This window comes from Neisseria perflava (genome assembly GCF_024170405.1).
GTDB lineage: Bacteria > Pseudomonadota > Gammaproteobacteria > Burkholderiales > Neisseriaceae > Neisseria > Neisseria perflava_B.
Window position 1 is genome coordinate 124,504 of the sequence record NZ_JALJYC010000001.1, and the last position, 18,157, is coordinate 142,660.

Sequence of the window (18,157 nt, forward strand, 5' to 3'; positions counted from 1 at the left end):
TTTTGACCGGTAGAAGCCAATCAGGACTGTCCGGTTAATTTTTGTACCCAGCTGTCGGCTGCTTCATCCAGTTGCTGATAAACAGCCTCAAACATCTCGGCGCTTTGGTGAAATGGGTCGGGTATGCTTTTTTTAGGCATCCATTGCGCAAAAAGCATGGTTTTGCTGCGTGCCGAAGGTTGGATATCTGCGACGCTGTCGATATGTTCCGGCTCCATCACCAATATCAAATCAGCCTGGTCACACATTTCCGGCGTTAATTGCCGGGCAGTATGACCGGCCACAACAACACCGTGTGCCAATGCTGTCTTAATGGCTTGAAAGTCGGCATCTTTGCCAACCAATGCTTTTATCCCTGCTGAGATAATATGCTGTTTGGGTAATTTCTGCTGCAAAATCCGTTCGGCAGTCGGAGAACGGCAGATGTTGCCGACACATACAACAAGAATATTTTGGAACATAGTTTCAGGTAGTTAAAAGGTTATAGAATCAAATCAGCCGCCTAAAGTATCGTCAACAGAGTTGACGTTGGTAACCGTATTGGTCAGATGGGAAATGACACGACCCCAACGCGCAACAGGAGCCGCTGTTACATAAACGACATCGTCAGATTTCAGTTTAAATTCATTACCCAACGCGAAGGCGGTTGCATCTTTCAGATTTAATTGGTAAATATGAATCGGTTTTTCTAAATCTTCCGGTGCGCGACGGACAACGAATACACCGGTTGCATCGGAATAACTTTGGTTCATACCGCCTGCATTACCCAAAGCTTGAGTCAGGTTTAAGCCAAGATTGCCAATCGGCAGGGTGGTTTGTTGTCCAACCTCACCCATAACATAAACTTTGCTGTTGCTGTTGTTCGGGATGTAAACAATGTCTCCGTCACTTAACAAATGGTTTTGCGACATGTCGCCGTATTGCAGAATTTTTTGCAGCGAAATGGTGCGATCCACACCGTTATGCGTCCATTTGATATGTTGGGTATCGGCATTGGAAGCTGCGCCACCGGCCAAATTGACAGCATCCAAGATGGTCATGGGCACGTTGGTAATCGGCAGTTCGCCCGCTTGCGCCACCGCGCCGGCAATGGAAACACGTTGTGAGCGGAAATCAGTCACGTTAATACTGACTTGGGGGTTTTTCAGATATTGGCGCAAACGGGTAGTCATGGCATTTTGCAGTTCGGCAATGGTTTTGCCTTTGGCGTACATTTGGCCGATTAAGGGGTAAGCGATGTAGCCACGCTCGTCAACCCATGTACCTCGGCTGACTTGGTGTGTTTGCGGATTACTCTGTTGAACCGGCGAGTTCAGGTCGTTGTGCGCCCAAACCATGATGTTCAATACATCACCGTTACCGATGCGGTATTGGTAATTGGCACGGCGCTGCGCAAGGATTGGGTTGTGTTGCGCCGTTACTTCCGGTTCGCGCATGCGTTCAATCAAACCCAAGGTAATGGGATAAACAGCGACACGGCTGTCTAGGTTGGTATCGGCTTTGCTTTCGTTTTCGCCATAAACGATGGTTTTATTGCGGGTGCTGATGTTTGAACCCGGGATGATGGTTGTGCTGCTACAACCGCTGATAAAAACCAGCAGGGACAGGCTAATAACGATAAGCTTTTTCATAAGAAAAGGTCCTTGTGAATCTTTTTAAGTCTTTTTCAGGCCGTCTGAAAAACGGCCGGGTCTGTTTGCCATGCACTTTGACGCGCCGTAACAAATAGACCCTATGCCGTTCAGACGGCCTTTTTATTTTCAGTCCAAACCAAATCGCAGATGTCGTCTTTGGGATTGAATCCGGCCGGCGCTTCCAATAAGAGTGCGCGTAGGGCGGTTTGGTTCATTTCTGTACAGGCGGTGTCCATGCGTGACAGTATGTCAGATAATTGTGACCACGGCAGCATGACTTCGCTGGCGGTCATAATGCGCGGATGAGTGGTCTTTTGCACTTCATCGCCGATGAGCAGCTCTTCATACAATTTCTCACCTGGGCGCAGACCGGTAATCTTGATTTCGATATCGCCGTCGGGATGGTTTTCGTCTTTCAGCGTCAGACCGCTCAACTTAATCATTTGTTTGGCCAGGTCGATAATCTTGACCGATTCGCCCATGTCCAATACAAACACATCTCCACCTTTGCCCATCGCACCGGCTTGGATAACCAGTTGTGCCGCTTCCGGAATGGTCATGAAGTAGCGGGTAATGTCTTGGTGGGTCAGGGTAATCGGGCCGCCTTCGGCGATTTGTTTTTCAAATACCGGCACAACCGAGCCGGAAGAACCCAGTACATTACCGAAACGCACCATGCAAAAACGGGTTTTTTGCCCGGCTTCGGCAGCCAGTGCCTGCAAACACAGCTCTGCCATGCGTTTGCTCGCACCCATGGTGTTGGTCGGTCGCACGGCTTTGTCGGTAGAAATCAGCACAAAAGTATCTACATTTGATTCAACAGCCGCTTCGGCGCACATCAGCGTGCCGAATACATTGTTGCGGATGCCTTCGATGGTATTAAATTCAACCATCGGCACATGCTTGTAGGCAGCGGCATGGTAAACCGTTTCGATACGGTAGGCCTGCATGACGGAAATCAGGCGGGCTTTGTTTTGTACCGAACCCAAAAGCGGCACGACTTCGACATCGGTACCGTGTTCCGCTTGGCTTTCGCGCAGCTCTTTATCAATGCTGTACAAAGAAAATTCAGATAATTCAAACAGCAGCAGTTTGGACGGTTTGCAACGCAAAATCTGACGACACAATTCCGAACCAATCGACCCGCCTGCACCTGTTACCATCACGACTTTGCCGGTTACGTCGGCACTCATCAATTCGGGAACCGGATCAACAGGGTCGCGGCCGAGTAAATCTACTACGGAGATTTTTTTCAACGAGCTGACGTTGATTTTGCCGTCCACCAAGTCTTTCATGCCGGGGATAGCCAAAACTTCGCAGTGGTACTGTTCCAAATTATTGATGATGGCTTTGCGCTCTTCTTGGGAAGCACTCGGAATCGCCAGCAGGATTTTTTCTACGCCGTAGCGGTCAATCAGCGTAGGAATTTCCTCAGGGCTGTACACGGCCAAGTCGTAAATCACGCTGCGGCGCAATTTCGGGTTGTCATCGACAAAGGCGATGGCGTTGTATTCTTTAACTTGTTTGATGGCTTCCAGCAGTTGGCGGCCGGAACGTCCGGCACCATAGATGATGACCGGCGCCATTTGTTTTTTGTGGCGGTCGGACAAAATCGCACGCACAATCATGCGCGAGCTGGTCACCAATACCACCAGCAGCAGGAAATAAACGATGGGCAGCGCCAAACGCAGGCGTTGCTCGAAAATCAGAATGCTGACGAAAAATACCACGGCGGATACCGCGCTGCCGAATACGGCCGCAGTCAGCACGCGGACGCTGACGAAGCGGGTAACGGCGCGGTACAAGCCCAAACGGACAAACAGCAAAATTGTGATGACGGCGGTACTGCCGAAAGCCAGCCAGTTGGCGGCGTTTGCCCACTCGTCCGAATAATTGACTTTCAGGCTTTGTGCAAACCAGAAAGCAATGAAAATCATCAGCACATCGTGAATCACAAAAAAGGTTTTTTTGAGATTCCGGGGGAGGCGTAATAAGGTTTCCAAATTCATTTTGGTATTTTCTGAGTAGTGTTTAAGCGGTGCGTATGTGGGGAAATATTGTTTTTTTCAGACGGCCTCAATCTAGGGTCTGTTGATATTTCATCACGCGGCATTTTTTCAGCGAAAAAACACAGCTGCTGTGTTGAAAATGCTCGCAAGGTGTCCAACCTTGCTGTGCTTTTCGCCTTGCATCCGCGTTCTTTCACTCGAAAATCTGCTTCTCGGATGAAATATCAACAGACCCTGGCGAGGCCGTCTGAATTTTGGTGCTTAGGCAGTTGCTTCGTTCAAAACGGCAGCAATGTGTTGGCAGCAGAGCGCGATTTCATCGTCGGTCAGGGTCGGGTGAACCAGGAACATCAGGCTGGTTTCGCCCAGCTCGACGGCGTTTTTCAAACGCTCTTGCGGACGCCACGGTGTGTTGTCGAAGGCTTTTTCCAAATACACTTCGGAGCAGCTGCCTTGATAGCACGGTACTTTCAACGCATTCAATTCATTGACGATACGGTCGCGCGTCCAACCTTCTTTCAGGTTTTCCGGTTTCACAAACGCATAGAATTTGTATTGCGCGTGTTCGATGTAATCGGCAACTTCGGTCAGGCGGATGCTGCTGAATTTGCCCAAGGTTTCGGCTAATTTAGCGGCGTGCGCTTGGCGTTTGGCGGTCCAGTCCGGCATACGTTTCAACTGGATACGGCCGATAATGGCTTGCATTTCCAACATGCGCCAGTTGGTACCGAAACTTTCGTGCAACCAGCGGAAGCCCGGCGCGTGTTCGCGGTGGTACACGGCATCGTAGCTTTTGCCGTGGTCTTTGTATGACCACATTTTGTCCCACAAGGCTTTGTCGTTGGTTGTGACCATGCCGCCTTCGCCGCCGGTGGTCATGATTTTGTCTTGGCAGAACGACCAGGCGCCGATATGGCCGATGGAGCCGACGGCTTTGCCTTTGTATTTCGCGCCGTGCGCTTGGGCGCAGTCTTCGATGACATACAGGTTATGTTCTTGCGACAGCGCCATGATGTCGTCCATTTCGGCAGGCATACCGGCCAAATGCACCACGATGATGGCTTTGGTGTTGGGGGTCAGCGCGGCTTTGATGGTTTCGGCGCTGATGTTTTGGCTGTTTAAATCTACATCGGCAAATACGGGATTGGCACCGGCGGTCACGATACAGGAAGCGGAGGCCAAGAAAGTGCGCGAGGTCACAATGACATCATCGCCTGCGCCGATACCCAAGGCTTTCAGGGCAACGTCCAGCGCCAGCGTGCCGTTGGACAGGGCGACGGCGTATTCTGTGCCGACGTAGGCGGCGAATTCTTTTTCAAATTCGCGGCATTCGGTGCCGGTCCAATAGTTGACTTTGTTGGACAGCAAAACGCGGGAAACGGCATCGGCTTCTTCTTGGGTGAAGCACGGCCACGGGGAGAGGGCGGTATTCAACATGTGTTTTTCCTTAAGAAGGTCGCTGCTTGAAAATGTTTCAAGCAATCAGACCGGATAATTCGTCTAATGTTCCAATCCAGCGGTGCGGCTGGTGTTCGGGCGGAAAATCAGCGGCACTATGGCGGTGGATATTGCGGGACGAGGCTTGCAGACCGATGGTCAGCCAGCCCAGCTGGTTGGGGGTGACAAAATCTTTTTTGATGTTGTCGCCGATGTAAATAAAGCGGCGGTTGTCAGCAGCATATTTATTTTGGAGCAGGACAAAACGCTTGTCACAAGGTTTTTCCGAGCGGTAGGCTTCCGAGATAAGGATGTCGTCAAACAACGGCAACAAGCCCAACGCTTCCAATTTGAGCCGCTGGCTGATGCTGCGGCCGTCTGAAATCAAGGCGGTGGCGGCAAAGTCTCGGGTCAGGTTTTCCAAAAATGACACGCTGCAATACGGCTTGATGTCGGGTTGGTGCAGGCGGTATTGCCACAGCAAGACCTGTTTTTCCGAATCGTTGAAACCGCACAGGCGGCACAAATCGTCCAGCCAGTCTTTACTGTCCGCAACAATCTGCTGCGCCAGCGCTGCCGCGTTAAATTCGGGATACAGCTCGGCTACGCGGCGGATAACGGCGCGGATACCGGATACTTTGTAATCGTATTCGGCGTACAGCGTGTCGTCCAAATCGAAGACAATCACGCTGTTGCGCGGATTAATCGTTTCCATGTACCAGCACCTTGGCATCATAGCGCAACATCATCAGGTTGTTTTCCCAACCGTCGAAAAACGGGATTTCTTCGCCGTAGAGGTATTCGCGGATGAGCCAGTTGGGGTAGTTGCCGCCGGCGGCGTAGGTCAGCGGGAAGCCGCCGCCGAAGCGTGGGTTGATTTCCACGCTGTAAAATTCGCCGGTGGCGTTGTTGTAGAAAAACTGTGCCGTCAGGCAGCCGCGCGCGCCTTCGACTTCGGCCATTTTTTCTACCAATACGTCATACAGATGGTTGCGGCGGGTAATGCCTTTGCTCACTTCACCGGTGCGCACTTCCAAGCGCTCGCGCGGCACAACGCATTTCAGACGGCCTTCGCGGGTGTAATACATATCCACGGTGAATTCGGTAAATTCATTGACGATGTCGATCAGTTGGCAGAACATCAGTTTTTCGTCGGCCATCATTTCCGGCGTGATGTCGGCGGCGGTATCGACACGTTTGGCGCCGATGGCGCGGCTGCCGTCGTAAGGTTTGACGAAGCAGGGCAGGGTCGGGTTGTTGCGGTCGTAAATGGCGGGCGACTGGATGCCGTATTGTTGGAACAGGCCGGCGGTCAGGCGTTTGTCGCGGCACAAATCAATCAAGGCCACGTCAGACACGATGATGTGGATACCGGCAGCTTCAAAACGGTCACGTGCTTCGGCCAGTTTTTTCAACTCGGTGTCGATGGTCGGGATAATCAGGCCGACATTTTGCGCCACGGCCAAATCGTAAATGCTGTCGATGTAGTTGTCGGCCTTAATCGCGGGCACGCTGAAAAAGCCGTCTGAAATGCGGCAGGCGGACGACATTTCCGGGTGCATATCGGTTGTTAATACTTTGATGCCGTCTGAAAACTTGGTGGCTTCGATTTTGAAGTCCTGCACCAGCTCGACGCGGCGGCCGGCAGAGAGAATAAGTACGTTATTTTTCTTCATTGTTGTTGCTTCCTGTAAAAAAAGGCATGGTGGCTTCGCCGGCGGCAGAAATGCCTTCGCGGACAAATACTTTTTTAACGGTTAAAAATAAAATCTTGATGTCGAGCCAAAAGCTGTAATGGTCGATGTACCAAACATCCAAGGCGAATTTTTCGTCCCACGAAATCGCATTGCGGCCGTTGACCTGCGCCCAACCGGTTACGCCCGGTTTCATTTCGTGGCGGCGGTATTGGAATTCGTTGTAAAGCGGCAGATAGCTCATCAAAAGCGGACGCGGGCCGACCAAGCTCATGTCGCCTTTCAAGACGTTCCACAATTCCGGCAGCTCGTCCAAGCTGGTGGCGCGCAGCTTTTTGCCGAACGGGGTCAGGCGTTCGCTGTCGGGCAGCGGATTGCCGTCTGAATCCACCGCATCGCGCATGGAGCGGAATTTAATCATCTTAAACGGCTTACCGTCTTTACCCGGTCGCTCTTGGGTAAAAAACACGGGCGAACCCAAGTTTTTGCGGATTAAGTAAATCAGCAGCAGAAATACAGGCGACAGGATAATCAGCCCGACAGCCGAGGCGATGATGTCAAACAAGCGTTTGAAAAGTTTACTCATTACCTAATCTCTCAATCATGGATACGATCTTCTGATACGCCACATCACGCTTGAAGCGGCGCACGATTTCTTCGGATTGGACGGGGTCGTCCTTGTGCGCCAAGATTTCTTTGGCGGCTTTGACAAAGCTGTCCACATCGCCCGATGTATAGTCGGCATGCGGCAGCAGGGTCAGGACTTCGGCCACTTCGTCATTGACTTGGCTGTTTAAAATCGGTTTTTGCAAAGCCATATAGTCGGACAGCTTGTTGGTAATCGACTGCATGGCATACGAATGAATCGGATTTACGGCAATATCGCAGCCTTTGGCTACCGACATCATTTCCGAATAAGGAATGTAGCCGTAAAACTTAATCGAATCATTGGCGTATTGTTTCAACTTTTCCAAGTCGGGGCCGCCGCCCATGATATGCAATTCAACGTTTTCGCCGGCATCCAGCAGCTTTTGCACACCTTTGCAGACAGTTTCGACGTCATAGCTGTAACTCAATGTACCCAAATAGAAAAAGCGGGTTTTGTCGTCACCGAAATCTTTGGCAACAGCCGTATTCAATTTTGGAAAATCGGCACCGATATACACCACTTCGCCGGGTACGTTCGGATTGGCTTCTTTGGCACGGTCAAGGTAGGTCTGTGATACGGCGACCAAACCATCGGCATAGTGGTAAGCCTGATTCGCACGGCCGGAAAACGGCAGCAGGTTGTGCGGAATCTTTTTTAATACCGGAATGACGGCGGAAAACGATTCCGGCCAAACATCCTGCACGTCGATAATCAGCTTGTAACCCAAACGGGCTTTGTGTTTGCCCAGCAAAATATTGGTGGCAATCAGCGGATAAGCTGAAAACACCACATCCTGTTCACCCGGTTGGCATTGTTCCAACCAACGCTCAAAGTCTTTGACGAAAACATGGTGGCTTTTCACGCGGTCAAGCGATACATTTTTGCTGTAACCGCTTTCATTCAACATCATCACTTTCAGACGGCCTTGTGAAGCAGCAACGGCATCTTCAGGCCGTCTGAACGATTTGTCGTAATGTTTGAAATTGCTGGTAATCAGCAATACATCGTGTTTTTCCGCCAAAAGCTCTGCCAAATACCAAAAACGGTTGAAATGCGGCTCGCTCGGCAACGAACAATAAGGCGCAACAATGGTAATCTTCATTTTTCAGACGGCCTTACATTGCATACGCAGCCATAGTGGTGCGGTAAATTTCTTCGTCGGAGCAGAGGGTGGCAACGTGTTGGTGCAACGCTTTACCCAGCTCGCTACGCAGTTCGGGGTTGGCAACCAGTTTTTCCACAGCTTCAACAAATTGTTCGTCTTCACCAAACGGAATGCAGAAACCGGTTTTGCCGTTAATAACCATTTCGGAAATACCGGCCATGTCGTAGGTCACGACAGGCGTATCGTATAAGCCTGCTTCCAAAATATTGTTGCCGACACCTGCGCCGTGGTCGCCGACGCAGTGAGGTGTGTTTACCAAAATATCGACGTCTTTGAAGTAAGCGGTCAAATCGCGCACACCGCCCAAGAAGGTAACTTTATCGTCAATGCCCAAACGCTTGGCTTGCGCTTTGAGGTTGTCCATTTCTTCGCCGATACCGGCCACATTCAGGCGCACGGGTACATTGCGGTCAACCAGTTTTTTGAAAATATCCAACATCAGATTCACAGCACGGACGGTGTCCAAACGCGACAGCGTACCCAGCATGATGTAGTCTTTGGGTGTTTTTTCAGGCACATAATCCGGTTTATGCAATGCGTTATAGGTATAGGTAATGCGGTTTGCCGGGAAACCGTAGCGAATCAGTTTTTCACGTTCGTGTTTGCAGTTGCCGATGATGTACACGCCTAATTTGTCAAACAATTTAGCGATTTTCGGATAGGTTTCCGGATCAAGGCCGCGCGCATGATAGAACACTTTGGTTTTCGGCGAAGCAATTTTGGCGGCAATGGCGCAAGCCGGTACGATACGTGCCATTTGGCAGTGGATAATGTCGGGCTGCTCGCGTTTGAGCATTTTCATGTAAGCCATCATGCCTTTGAAATAACCGAGCATACCACCTTGGTAAAAATCAATCGGTTGCCATTTGATGCCCAGTTGTTGCGCTTCTTTAATTAGAGGGCCGTCTGAAGAAGCCAATACAACTTCAACGCCTTCGTGGTTGAGCAAACGGCCCAAGCGGAAGGTTGCATTTTCAGTACCGCCCAAACCGGCCATGGATGTAGTTAAAATGACTTTCATAATGTCATGTTCTCTTAAAATTTAATTAAACTTTTTCGTTTTTCTGCACAATGCAGCTGCTGTAAATAAAAATCAGGAAGCAAGGTAACCAAATAAAAGGGATACGCAAAATGGTAGAGGGAATAAATCCTGCTAACAGAAAAATACCCATGCACACAAGCGCAATCACCCGTGATTTTGATTTCAAGTAACGGTTTATCAATATATTTTTTAAGTAAGTGACAACGTAAGCAATAAAACCCAGAAGGGAAAGTAGGCCAAATCCCAAATACAGCTCAATAACAAAACTGTGCGGGTTTTGGAAACCTAAACTGTCACTCAAGTGACCGCCAAAGTATTCGCGGAAATTTTTTGGACCGTAGCCAACGCCCAATAAGGGCGGATTTTCCCAGAAATAATTATAAATTTCTTGGCGGTAAGACACCGAGCTGTCACTGCCCATATCATATAAAAACAGGTATAGACGTGAAGAAAAACGCTCTAAGAATTGATTACTGTTCAGTGAAAGTAAAAATTCTTGGATGACCTGTGATGGAATGAGTGACAGCAATACAAATAACAGTCCGGCTACTAAAACGGTAATAAATCCATTTTTTTGATAAGCAATATAAACAAATAAAATCAGTAGGTAACAGCCGATGGCTGTGCGGGAAACGCTGGCAAAAATTGCCATTCCCAGTAATACAAATAAAAGCCATCCGAAAAGGATTTCTTTCTTGTTTCTTCCTTCCAGTTGAAAGAAAAACAAAATGGCAGGTGTAATACAAACTGCGGTCGTGGCCAGATTGTTTGGGTTAAAAAACAATCCCTTAAGCGAACCGGCATCAATAGCAAGTTCCTCGCTGGCTGTAACGAATTGGAAGCCGGTTGCTAATTCTAAAAATGGAGGAATCGCAACATACAGTACAAAGATCGTAAGAAATTTTTGAATACGTTTTAATGGATCCTCTTCACGAATCAATACCTGATAAAACAGATAGAAAAATCCAGGCAATACCATGAAAAACATGATATCCATGAATTGTGTCGGCGTTAATGAGGATATGGCTAAGTGTATGCCCGGCCAAAAGCACATGACGCATAACGCCAATAACATGTTGTAAATTTTTTTCGGTATCTGTTTGCTTTCAGCACAGAATACGATAAAGGTTCCAACGATGAACAATATTGATAACGGATTGTCGATACGCGGTACCCCGGCTCGGTATGCCAGCGTAGGGCCTAGCATATAGCCGAACAACATCAGGTATAAAACACCAACATAAAGACTAAGACGTTTGAATTTCACAACAGTCCTCAAATTAAGATATGGATGTCGTTATTTTTTCATAGGCTGCCGTAATTTGGCTGATAACGACATTTTCACCAAATTCGTTCAATGCATTTTTTCGTAAGGTCTGTGCATCGTATTTTTTTTGATTTTCATATAGAGAAATCAATGCTGCCGTTAATGCTGCTTGGCCTTCTACCGGCACAATAAGACCGTTGCTATCATTTACAATTGATTCAGGCCCGCCGCAACGGGTTGCAATAACAGGCAATCCTTGTGATAAGGCTTCAATGAAGACAACGCCGAAAGTTTCATGTCGGCTGGCCAATACAAATGCATCGCTGTGATACATCAAATCTAATACTTCATCGTTTTTTAATTTGCCTAGAAAAGTAACATTGTTTTGTAAGTTAAGTTCTTTAGCAAGGCCGTGCAATTTGGTTTCTTCATAACCGCCGCCACCGATTTTGAGCTGAAGATGAGGATATTCTTTTAAAGCTTCAGAAAAGGCGGGCAGTAGGATATCGTAGCCTTTTTTGTGCTGTAAGTGAGCCACCGAACAAAAAGTGAAATTTTCGTTGGGTACTTTATTGATTAAATCGACAGGTGCTTCAAATTTTGCGGATAAGATATTAGGGATATATTCCCATTTTAGGCCTTTGAACTCCTGCTCTAATAGTGCTGCAAAATCACGGCTGACAGCTGCACGTGCTCCGGCATGACTTGCTGCCTGTTGCATCATCGGGCGTTCCCAATCATGAATTAATTTACGGGCATAGGTTGTACTATGCTCGGTAATCATATAAGGAATGCCGGTTTGCTTGTGGATCTGGTAGGCAATCAGGCCGCCGTTATTGACACAATGGGCATGAATAACATCCGGCATCCCATGTTCGGCAACATAACGACGGAACAGTTTCATTCCGGCTAAAATCATGCGGTTGCGGTCAATATACGGAATATGAGGAAAGTAAAGCATACTTTGGTAGGTATAAGTAGGGATACCTGCCTCCACATATTCCTTCATTCCATGTTGTTTGCGGTCAAGCACAATAGAAGCATGAGTACGCAAGGAGCGAAATTGCGGTGCAATTACGCCAACTTTGACGCCTGCCCGTTGTAATGCTTGAGCCTGTAAGCGGAAGAAGATACCGTTTACATCATCAGGCGTTTCAGGATACCAAGAAGGGATAATGAGAGCGTGCATAATCAAATCTCTGTTAGTTATTATTTTTTTTCAGACGGCCTTTAATCATTTGTAAGGCATTTGCCAACTGTTGCTTGTGGGACATCACTAAAACGATTAAGCCGATAAGCCAAATAATGGCAAATAGCCAATAATTGCTGCTGTTACCCCAGTAGGTATAGCTTAGGCAAATCAATAGACAAACGGTTACGTTGCTGTAAATTTTCAACCGTGGCAGGGGTTGCCACAATAAAGAAGATAACTCTGTCTTACAGATGAAAAACAGCCAAAATGAGATGGCACTGGCCATTGCTGCACCTCTGGCTCCTAAGGATGGAATAAGCAAGTGGAGCAAGCTGAAATTGCAGGCAAATGCGACTAAGTTGACTAAGGTAATCAACCAAGTTTTACGGACAACATTCAAACCGATACCGCTGACTTCGGTGAGGGTGTACAGCAAGGGGAACAGCATGCTGGAGAGCAAAATAAACTGTACCGGTGCATATTGTTTGGGCAATATCCATGTCACAACCGGTGAGAAAATACCGACAAAGCAAACAATGCCGCTAATCAGCGCGGTCATCGAAAGGGTAATCCCGCCGATTTTATCTAAATTGGTATTTTCTTTAACCCATTTAAAAACCAGTGGCGCCCAGATAGTTGAAAAAACACTTTGAAAAATCAAAGCGACAGCGCCAAAGCTGACGGCCATGGAGTAAACGCCTAATTCTTCTAAGCTGGCCAATTCTTTCAGCGCGAAACGGTCAACCGAAGTAAAACCCCAGTAGGCTAAGTTACCGATGGCCAAAGGCATACCGTATTTCAAACCAGACTTTAAGATATCTGCTGATAGTGGTGCTTTGTGAATAGCCCGCAAATCTGTTTTAGTTTGAAAAATTAATACGGCCACCGTAATGACTTGCGCTGCGGAATAAGCAAAAACCAAGCTGACTGTATTTGTGGGTAAACTTAATACCACATAGGCCAAGACAAATACCAAAATAAAGAATTTAGGTGTTAATTGGCTGAATGAAAATGCTACAGCTCGTTCCTGCATTCGTAGGATTAAGGCTAAAAAACGGGCAAACAGTGAAGTTGCCAAAAAAACCAGGAATAAAATACCTAGCGAGTGATTATTTAAAGAAAAAACAATTTCAGACGGCCAAGCTGCGTTCCATAAGGCAATAATAATCGTCACTGCCGCAATAAACAGGCAAGGGAGGTAAGATAAAGATTTAAATAACGAGGCCTTGTGCTCGGAAGCGTAATATTCTCTGATATAAGCTTGATCAAGACCAAGTCCCAAAATCAAAATTGACAGAGAAGAAACCGTTTGCAATAAAACAATACGGCCAATGTCTTCAGCAGGGAAATACCATGAAATCAGCGGCAACGACACAATACCGAAAGCAGCGCTTCCGATAGGGCCAAGTGCGTAACCGAGTATTTTCCGTGCGTTCATAATGGTGGTTTCAGACGGCCTGAAAAGTTTAGGCGTAAGGGTTTATTAAAAATTTTATTATAATAAATATGATGATGGTTGTTGCGCCGAAGGATTTTATTTCAGCGGCTTTCTTTGAACGACCATTACTACAACTGCTGTTCAAAGAAAGCCGACTGGCCGTTTGTAAAGCAGGCCAATCAGCTTTTTGGAGGTCAATCCGGAGAATTATGCTTTTACAACGTTCGCATGTTTACCGGAGAATTTACCACGGGTATCTACAATCAGTTTTGCATGTTTTTGCAGAAGATCATAGTCAAATTTGTCATGGTCGGTAGTCAATACCACGCAATCGAATTTGGCGATGTTTTCAGCTGTCAGCGGTTCGCTCTGCAAATCGAAGTAGGTATGTTCCGGAATATGCGGGAATACCGGTACGTGCGGGTCAGAGTAGGCAACATCTGCGCCCAAGTTTGCCAAGCGCTCCATCACTTCAAGAGATGGGCTCTCACGCATATCATCTACGTTTTTCTTGTAAGCGATACCCAGTACCAAGACTTTGCTGTCTTTGATAGAACGATTATGTTCATTCAATGCCAAACCTACTTTGCTGATAACATAGTCGGGCATGTGGGAGTTTACTTCGCCGGCCAATTCGATGAAGCGGGTATTGACACCGTATTCACGTGCTTTCCAAGTCAGATAGAACGGGTCAATCGGGATACAGTGACCGCCCAAGCCCGGGCCCGGGTAGTATGCAACGAAGCCGAATGGTTTGGTTGCCGCAGCATCAATCACTTCATGGATGTCGATGTCCATTTTGTCGGCAACGATTTTCATCTCGTTGACCAAGCCGATGTTGACGGCGCGGTGGATGTTTTCCAGCAGTTTGGTCAATTCTGCGGCTCGGGTTGAGCTAACCGGTACGACTTTTTCAATTGCCGGTTGGTACAACGCAATGCCGACTTCCAAACATGCAGGCGTATGGCCGCCAATAACTTTCGGGATGGTGCGGGTTTCAAAGTTGGGGTTACCCGGATCTTCACGTTCGGGAGAGTAAACCAAGAATACGTCTTTGCCGACTTTCAAGCCTTTTTCTTCCATACGAGGCAGCAGCTCTTCTTCGGTTGTACCCGGGTAGGTAGTGGATTCCAAAGACAGAACTTGACCTGCGCGCAGATAAGGTTTCACGGCATCGGTAGTATCTACAACGTAGCTGATATCCGGTTCGCGGTATTTGTTCAACGGAGTCGGTACGCACAGGATAATGGCTTCTACTTCGCCAATGCGAGAGAAGTCGGTAGTGGCTTCAAACAGGCTGTTGCTGGCGGCAGCAATTTTATCGGCAGAAATATGCTCGATATAGCTTTCGCCTTTGTTGAGCTTGTTGACTTTGGTTTCGTCAATGTCGAAGCCTAAGACTTGGTAGCCGACTTCAACATAACGCAGCATCAGGGGCAAACCGACATAGCCCAAACCGACGATACCGATTTTTGCAGTTTTATCGGCAAATTTTTGAATGGTGGTATTTTTCATGATATTTTCTCATGTTATGGATAAAAACTTGGTCAATACGGGTACTGATGGTTGATGAGCGAATCCATGCCGGATATTGAATCCGATAGCCAGGAAAACTTCAGGTTTATTACTCACAGAAGAGAAATAGAACCGGAGTGTCTCTCTCTCATAGTATCGAAGCCATCATAAACATTCGTAAGATTCATCTCAAACGAAAAAGTTTTATCGCGCAAAAAAACAGTTATTCGGTAGTTATGCCTTCGGTTTAGGCTATTTGGATAAGGAAATTGGCAAAAATGACAAAGCAACCTTTTGATAAGAATGTAAAATTTGTTAATTGGAACAAATTGGTAAAAAGCGCTTCTGAATTTGAAAGGTTATAGTAAGTAATGATATTGTACTTTTATTTACTTTGGTTAACGAAGATTAATCTTTGCTTTGATTATTTATGAATAAAAATAAAGAAATTTATTTGGAATGACAAAGTAAATGCAAAAAAGCATGGCGATATTGTTGTCGCCATGCTTTTTTATAAGGATATTTTCTGAAGCCGGGTTATTTCAAACGTAAGACCCATTTGATGTCATTACCTAAAATTTCAGCGGATTGGCTGCGCCACTTACTGTCTTGTATCAGGGACGATGGGTTTTCCGGCAGGTCAAACAATCCGCGTCCGGGATTGCCCAAGATTTTGGGTGCTTGGTACAGCACGATTTCATCCACCAGCTCTTCCTGAATCAGGGCAGAAGATAAAGTAGCGCCGGTTTCTGCCATGACTTCGCCGTAGCCGAGTTCGGCCATTTGACGCAAGAGGTCGGGCAAGTCGATTTGCCCAGTAGCGTTTTCAGACGGCCTGATGATGCGGATGTGCGGGTGTGCCAGATAAGGGCGTAGGCGGTTTTCGTCGTCAACCAGGGTAGCGATGATAGTGGGGCTGCTGCCGTCTGAAACCAAGTGGCAGTCAAGCGGTGTGCGCAGTCGGCTGTCGAGTACCACACGGGCGGGTTGGCGCAGGGTGGGGAAGGCGCGCACGTTCAAGTAGGGATTATCGGCGAGTACGGTGCCGATGCCGGTCAAGACGGCGCAGCTTTCGGCGCGCAGCATTTGCACGTCGGCACGGGCGGCTTCGCCGGTAATCCATTGGCTGCGGCCGTCTGAAAGGGCAGTTTTGCCGTCGAGACTGGCGGCGCATTTGAGGCGTACAAACGGACGACCGCGTTCGATACGCGATAGAAAGCCTCGGTTGAGTTCGCGTGCTTCGGCTTCCAGTAAACCGCTTTCGGTTTGAATCCCGGCGGCTTGCAGCATGGCCAGCCCTTTGCCGCCAACCAGCGGATTGGGGTCGGTCATGGCGGCGACGACGCGGGCGACTCCGGCTTGAATCAGCGCTTCGGCGCAGGGCGGGGTGCGCCCGTAATGGCTGCAAGGCTCGAGCGTGACATAGGCTGTCGCGCCTTGGGCTGCCGCGCCTGCCTGCCGCAGGGCGTGTACTTCGGCGTGCGGTTCGCCCGCTTTGACATGAAAACCCTGGCCGACAATCTGGCGGCCTCGGGCAATAACGCAGCCGACACGCGGATTGGGAGAAGTGGAAAACCGCCCTTGTCCGGCAAGCTCAAGGGCGGTTTTCATCATTTGGGTATCGGTTTCGGTAAACATATTTTCAGACGGCCTTATTCAGCTTCATCGGTTTGGATTTGCGGCAGGGTGGCGATGGCCTGGGTAAATTCGGATACGTCGTTGAAACTTTTATACACCGAGGCAAAGCGCACATAGGCGACTTGGTCGATTTTTGCCAGCTCTTCCATTGCCATTTCGCCGACCATTTGTGAGGGGATTTCTTTTTTGCCCAGCCGGTATAAGCGCTGCTCGATTAGGGCGACGGTTTCGTCGATTTTTTCGGCAGAGACGGGGCGTTTGTGCAACGCCCGCTCCAAGCTGGTGCGCAATTTGTGCGGATTAAACCCCACGCGTGAGCCGCTGGTTTTGATGACCTGCGGCATGCGCATTTCGATGGTTTCAAAGGTGCTGAAACGCTGGCCGCAGCTCAGACAGCGCCGACGGCGGCGGATGCTGTTGGTTTCTTCCAGCAGGCGCGAGTCGGTCACTTGGGTGTTGGCGTTTTGGCAAAACGGACATTTCATGGCGGTCAAATCAAGGGGTTACGAGCAGTTATTGTAACGGATATGCGAATACCCGTATAGGGGACAGGGTTTTTGCTGCGTTGGCCGTCTGAAAATAAAAATAGGATGTTTTTTCAGACGGCCTCGGCATACCGTAAGCGGTTACACCGACACGCCGACGGCGCGCGCAATGCGCAAACCTTCTTCCGCACTTATATACACAGGATTTTCCGGCCGGTCGCGGTGGACGATGTCGCCTTGGCGGAACATCACCAATTCGTCCACCGCCAGCTGCTGCCAGGTTTCGTTGCAGGTCAGCGGCAGGGTTGCGATGACGGCCACTTTGTCGCTCGGTGTGGTGACTTCGGCAAAATCGACCATAATGTCTTCGTCCAGCAGGCGGGCTTGGCCGAACGGAGCTTTGCGCACGATGTAGTGCAGCAGCGTACTGGCGTGTGCAATCAGGGAATCGCCGTTGGACATGACGAAATTAAACAGGCCGTAGCTGCGGATTTCATGCGTCAACTCGGTAACGGCGGCGAAGAGGGTATCTTCGTCGGGCTTACGGTCGAAGCGGCAGCGCAGGCGGTTGAGCAGGTAGCAGAACGCGCGTTCGGAATCGGTATCGCCGACGGGGTGGTAAAATTCGCCCTCTTTGGGGAAAAAATCAAACAGATGGCCGTTGTGGGCAAACAGCCAGTATTCGCCCCACATTTCGCGCATAAACGGGTGGGTGTTGGCTAGCGAAGTCTGCCCCTGCGAGGCTTTGCGGATATGGGCGATGACGTTTTCGGATTTGATGGGGTAGGCGCGGATAAGGTCGGCCACGGGCGATTTGGCGCTGGGTTTGTCGTCGTGAAACAGGCGCACGCCCTTGCCCTCGAAGAAGCCGATACCGAAGCCGTCGGCGTGGTGGTCGGTAATGCCGCCGCGTCTGCGGAAACCTTCAAAGGAAAACATGATGTCGGTGGGGGTATTGCAATTCATGCCGAGCAGCTGGCACATGGTGTACG

Annotated in this window: 16 protein-coding genes; all 16 read right to left on the reverse strand. The window is 48.7% G+C overall.

Features of this window, described 5'->3' with window-relative positions:
- Positions 1–20 precede the first annotated feature (20 nt).
- Positions 21–461, reverse strand: a complete 441-nt coding sequence (locus J2T37_RS00590) for a low molecular weight protein-tyrosine-phosphatase (protein WP_253353247.1) — start codon at positions 459–461, stop codon at positions 21–23.
- Between the two features lie 33 nt (positions 462–494).
- A complete protein-coding gene (locus J2T37_RS00595) occupies positions 495–1,631 on the reverse strand; it encodes a polysaccharide export protein (RefSeq protein ID WP_253353248.1) in 1,137 nt (378 codons plus the stop codon).
- A gap of 110 nt (positions 1,632–1,741) precedes the next feature.
- Positions 1,742–3,643: a polysaccharide biosynthesis protein gene (locus tag J2T37_RS00600; protein WP_253353249.1), complete on the reverse strand. Its 1,902-nt coding sequence runs from the start codon at positions 3,641–3,643 to the stop codon at positions 1,742–1,744.
- Between the two features lie 261 nt (positions 3,644–3,904).
- Positions 3,905–5,080 carry a DegT/DnrJ/EryC1/StrS family aminotransferase gene (locus J2T37_RS00605; protein ID WP_253353250.1) on the reverse strand — a complete coding sequence of 392 codons (1,176 nt, stop codon included), beginning with the start codon at positions 5,078–5,080 and terminating at the stop codon, positions 3,905–3,907.
- Positions 5,081–5,117: 37 nt separating this feature from the next.
- On the reverse strand, positions 5,118–5,795 hold the full coding sequence (locus J2T37_RS00610; RefSeq protein WP_253353251.1) for an HAD family hydrolase: 678 nt from the start codon (positions 5,793–5,795) through the stop codon (positions 5,118–5,120).
- Positions 5,782–6,756 (reverse strand): ATP-grasp domain-containing protein, encoded by a 975-nt coding sequence (locus J2T37_RS00615; RefSeq protein WP_253353252.1) that lies wholly within the window; start codon positions 6,754–6,756, stop codon positions 5,782–5,784. Before J2T37_RS00615 ends, J2T37_RS00610 begins: the two co-directional genes overlap by 14 nt.
- Positions 6,743–7,360, reverse strand: a complete 618-nt coding sequence (locus J2T37_RS00620; protein ID WP_253353253.1) for a sugar transferase — start codon at positions 7,358–7,360, stop codon at positions 6,743–6,745. The genes J2T37_RS00615 and J2T37_RS00620 overlap by 14 nt, the downstream gene beginning before the upstream one ends.
- Positions 7,353–8,525: a glycosyltransferase gene (locus tag J2T37_RS00625; protein ID WP_253353254.1), complete on the reverse strand. Its 1,173-nt coding sequence runs from the start codon at positions 8,523–8,525 to the stop codon at positions 7,353–7,355. The genes J2T37_RS00620 and J2T37_RS00625 overlap by 8 nt, the downstream gene beginning before the upstream one ends.
- Before the next feature lie 13 nt (positions 8,526–8,538).
- Entirely contained in the window at positions 8,539–9,609 is a 1,071-nt protein-coding gene (locus tag J2T37_RS00630) for a glycosyltransferase family 4 protein (protein ID WP_253353255.1), read from the reverse strand.
- A 25-nt stretch (positions 9,610–9,634) separates the two neighbouring features.
- Positions 9,635–10,897 carry an O-antigen ligase family protein gene (locus J2T37_RS00635; protein ID WP_253353256.1) on the reverse strand — a complete coding sequence of 421 codons (1,263 nt, stop codon included), beginning with the start codon at positions 10,895–10,897 and terminating at the stop codon, positions 9,635–9,637.
- A gap of 13 nt (positions 10,898–10,910) precedes the next feature.
- Complete coding sequence (locus J2T37_RS00640; RefSeq protein ID WP_253353257.1) at positions 10,911–12,086, reverse strand: glycosyltransferase; 1,176 nt, start codon at positions 12,084–12,086, stop codon at positions 10,911–10,913.
- Between the two features lie 13 nt (positions 12,087–12,099).
- Positions 12,100–13,527: a lipopolysaccharide biosynthesis protein gene (locus tag J2T37_RS00645; RefSeq protein WP_253353258.1), complete on the reverse strand. Its 1,428-nt coding sequence runs from the start codon at positions 13,525–13,527 to the stop codon at positions 12,100–12,102.
- Positions 13,528–13,734: 207 nt separating this feature from the next.
- Entirely contained in the window at positions 13,735–15,042 is a 1,308-nt protein-coding gene (locus J2T37_RS00650) for a nucleotide sugar dehydrogenase (RefSeq protein ID WP_253353259.1), read from the reverse strand.
- 537 nt (positions 15,043–15,579) lie between these two features.
- Positions 15,580–16,680 carry a bifunctional diaminohydroxyphosphoribosylaminopyrimidine deaminase/5-amino-6-(5-phosphoribosylamino)uracil reductase RibD gene (gene ribD / locus J2T37_RS00655; protein ID WP_253353260.1) on the reverse strand — a complete coding sequence of 367 codons (1,101 nt, stop codon included), beginning with the start codon at positions 16,678–16,680 and terminating at the stop codon, positions 15,580–15,582.
- 14 nt (positions 16,681–16,694) lie between these two features.
- A complete protein-coding gene (nrdR, locus tag J2T37_RS00660; protein WP_253353261.1) occupies positions 16,695–17,165 on the reverse strand; it encodes a transcriptional regulator NrdR in 471 nt (156 codons plus the stop codon).
- A gap of 141 nt (positions 17,166–17,306) precedes the next feature.
- Positions 17,307–18,149 carry a class II glutamine amidotransferase gene (locus J2T37_RS00665; RefSeq protein WP_253353262.1) on the reverse strand — a complete coding sequence of 281 codons (843 nt, stop codon included), beginning with the start codon at positions 18,147–18,149 and terminating at the stop codon, positions 17,307–17,309.
- Positions 18,150–18,157 lie beyond the last annotated feature (8 nt).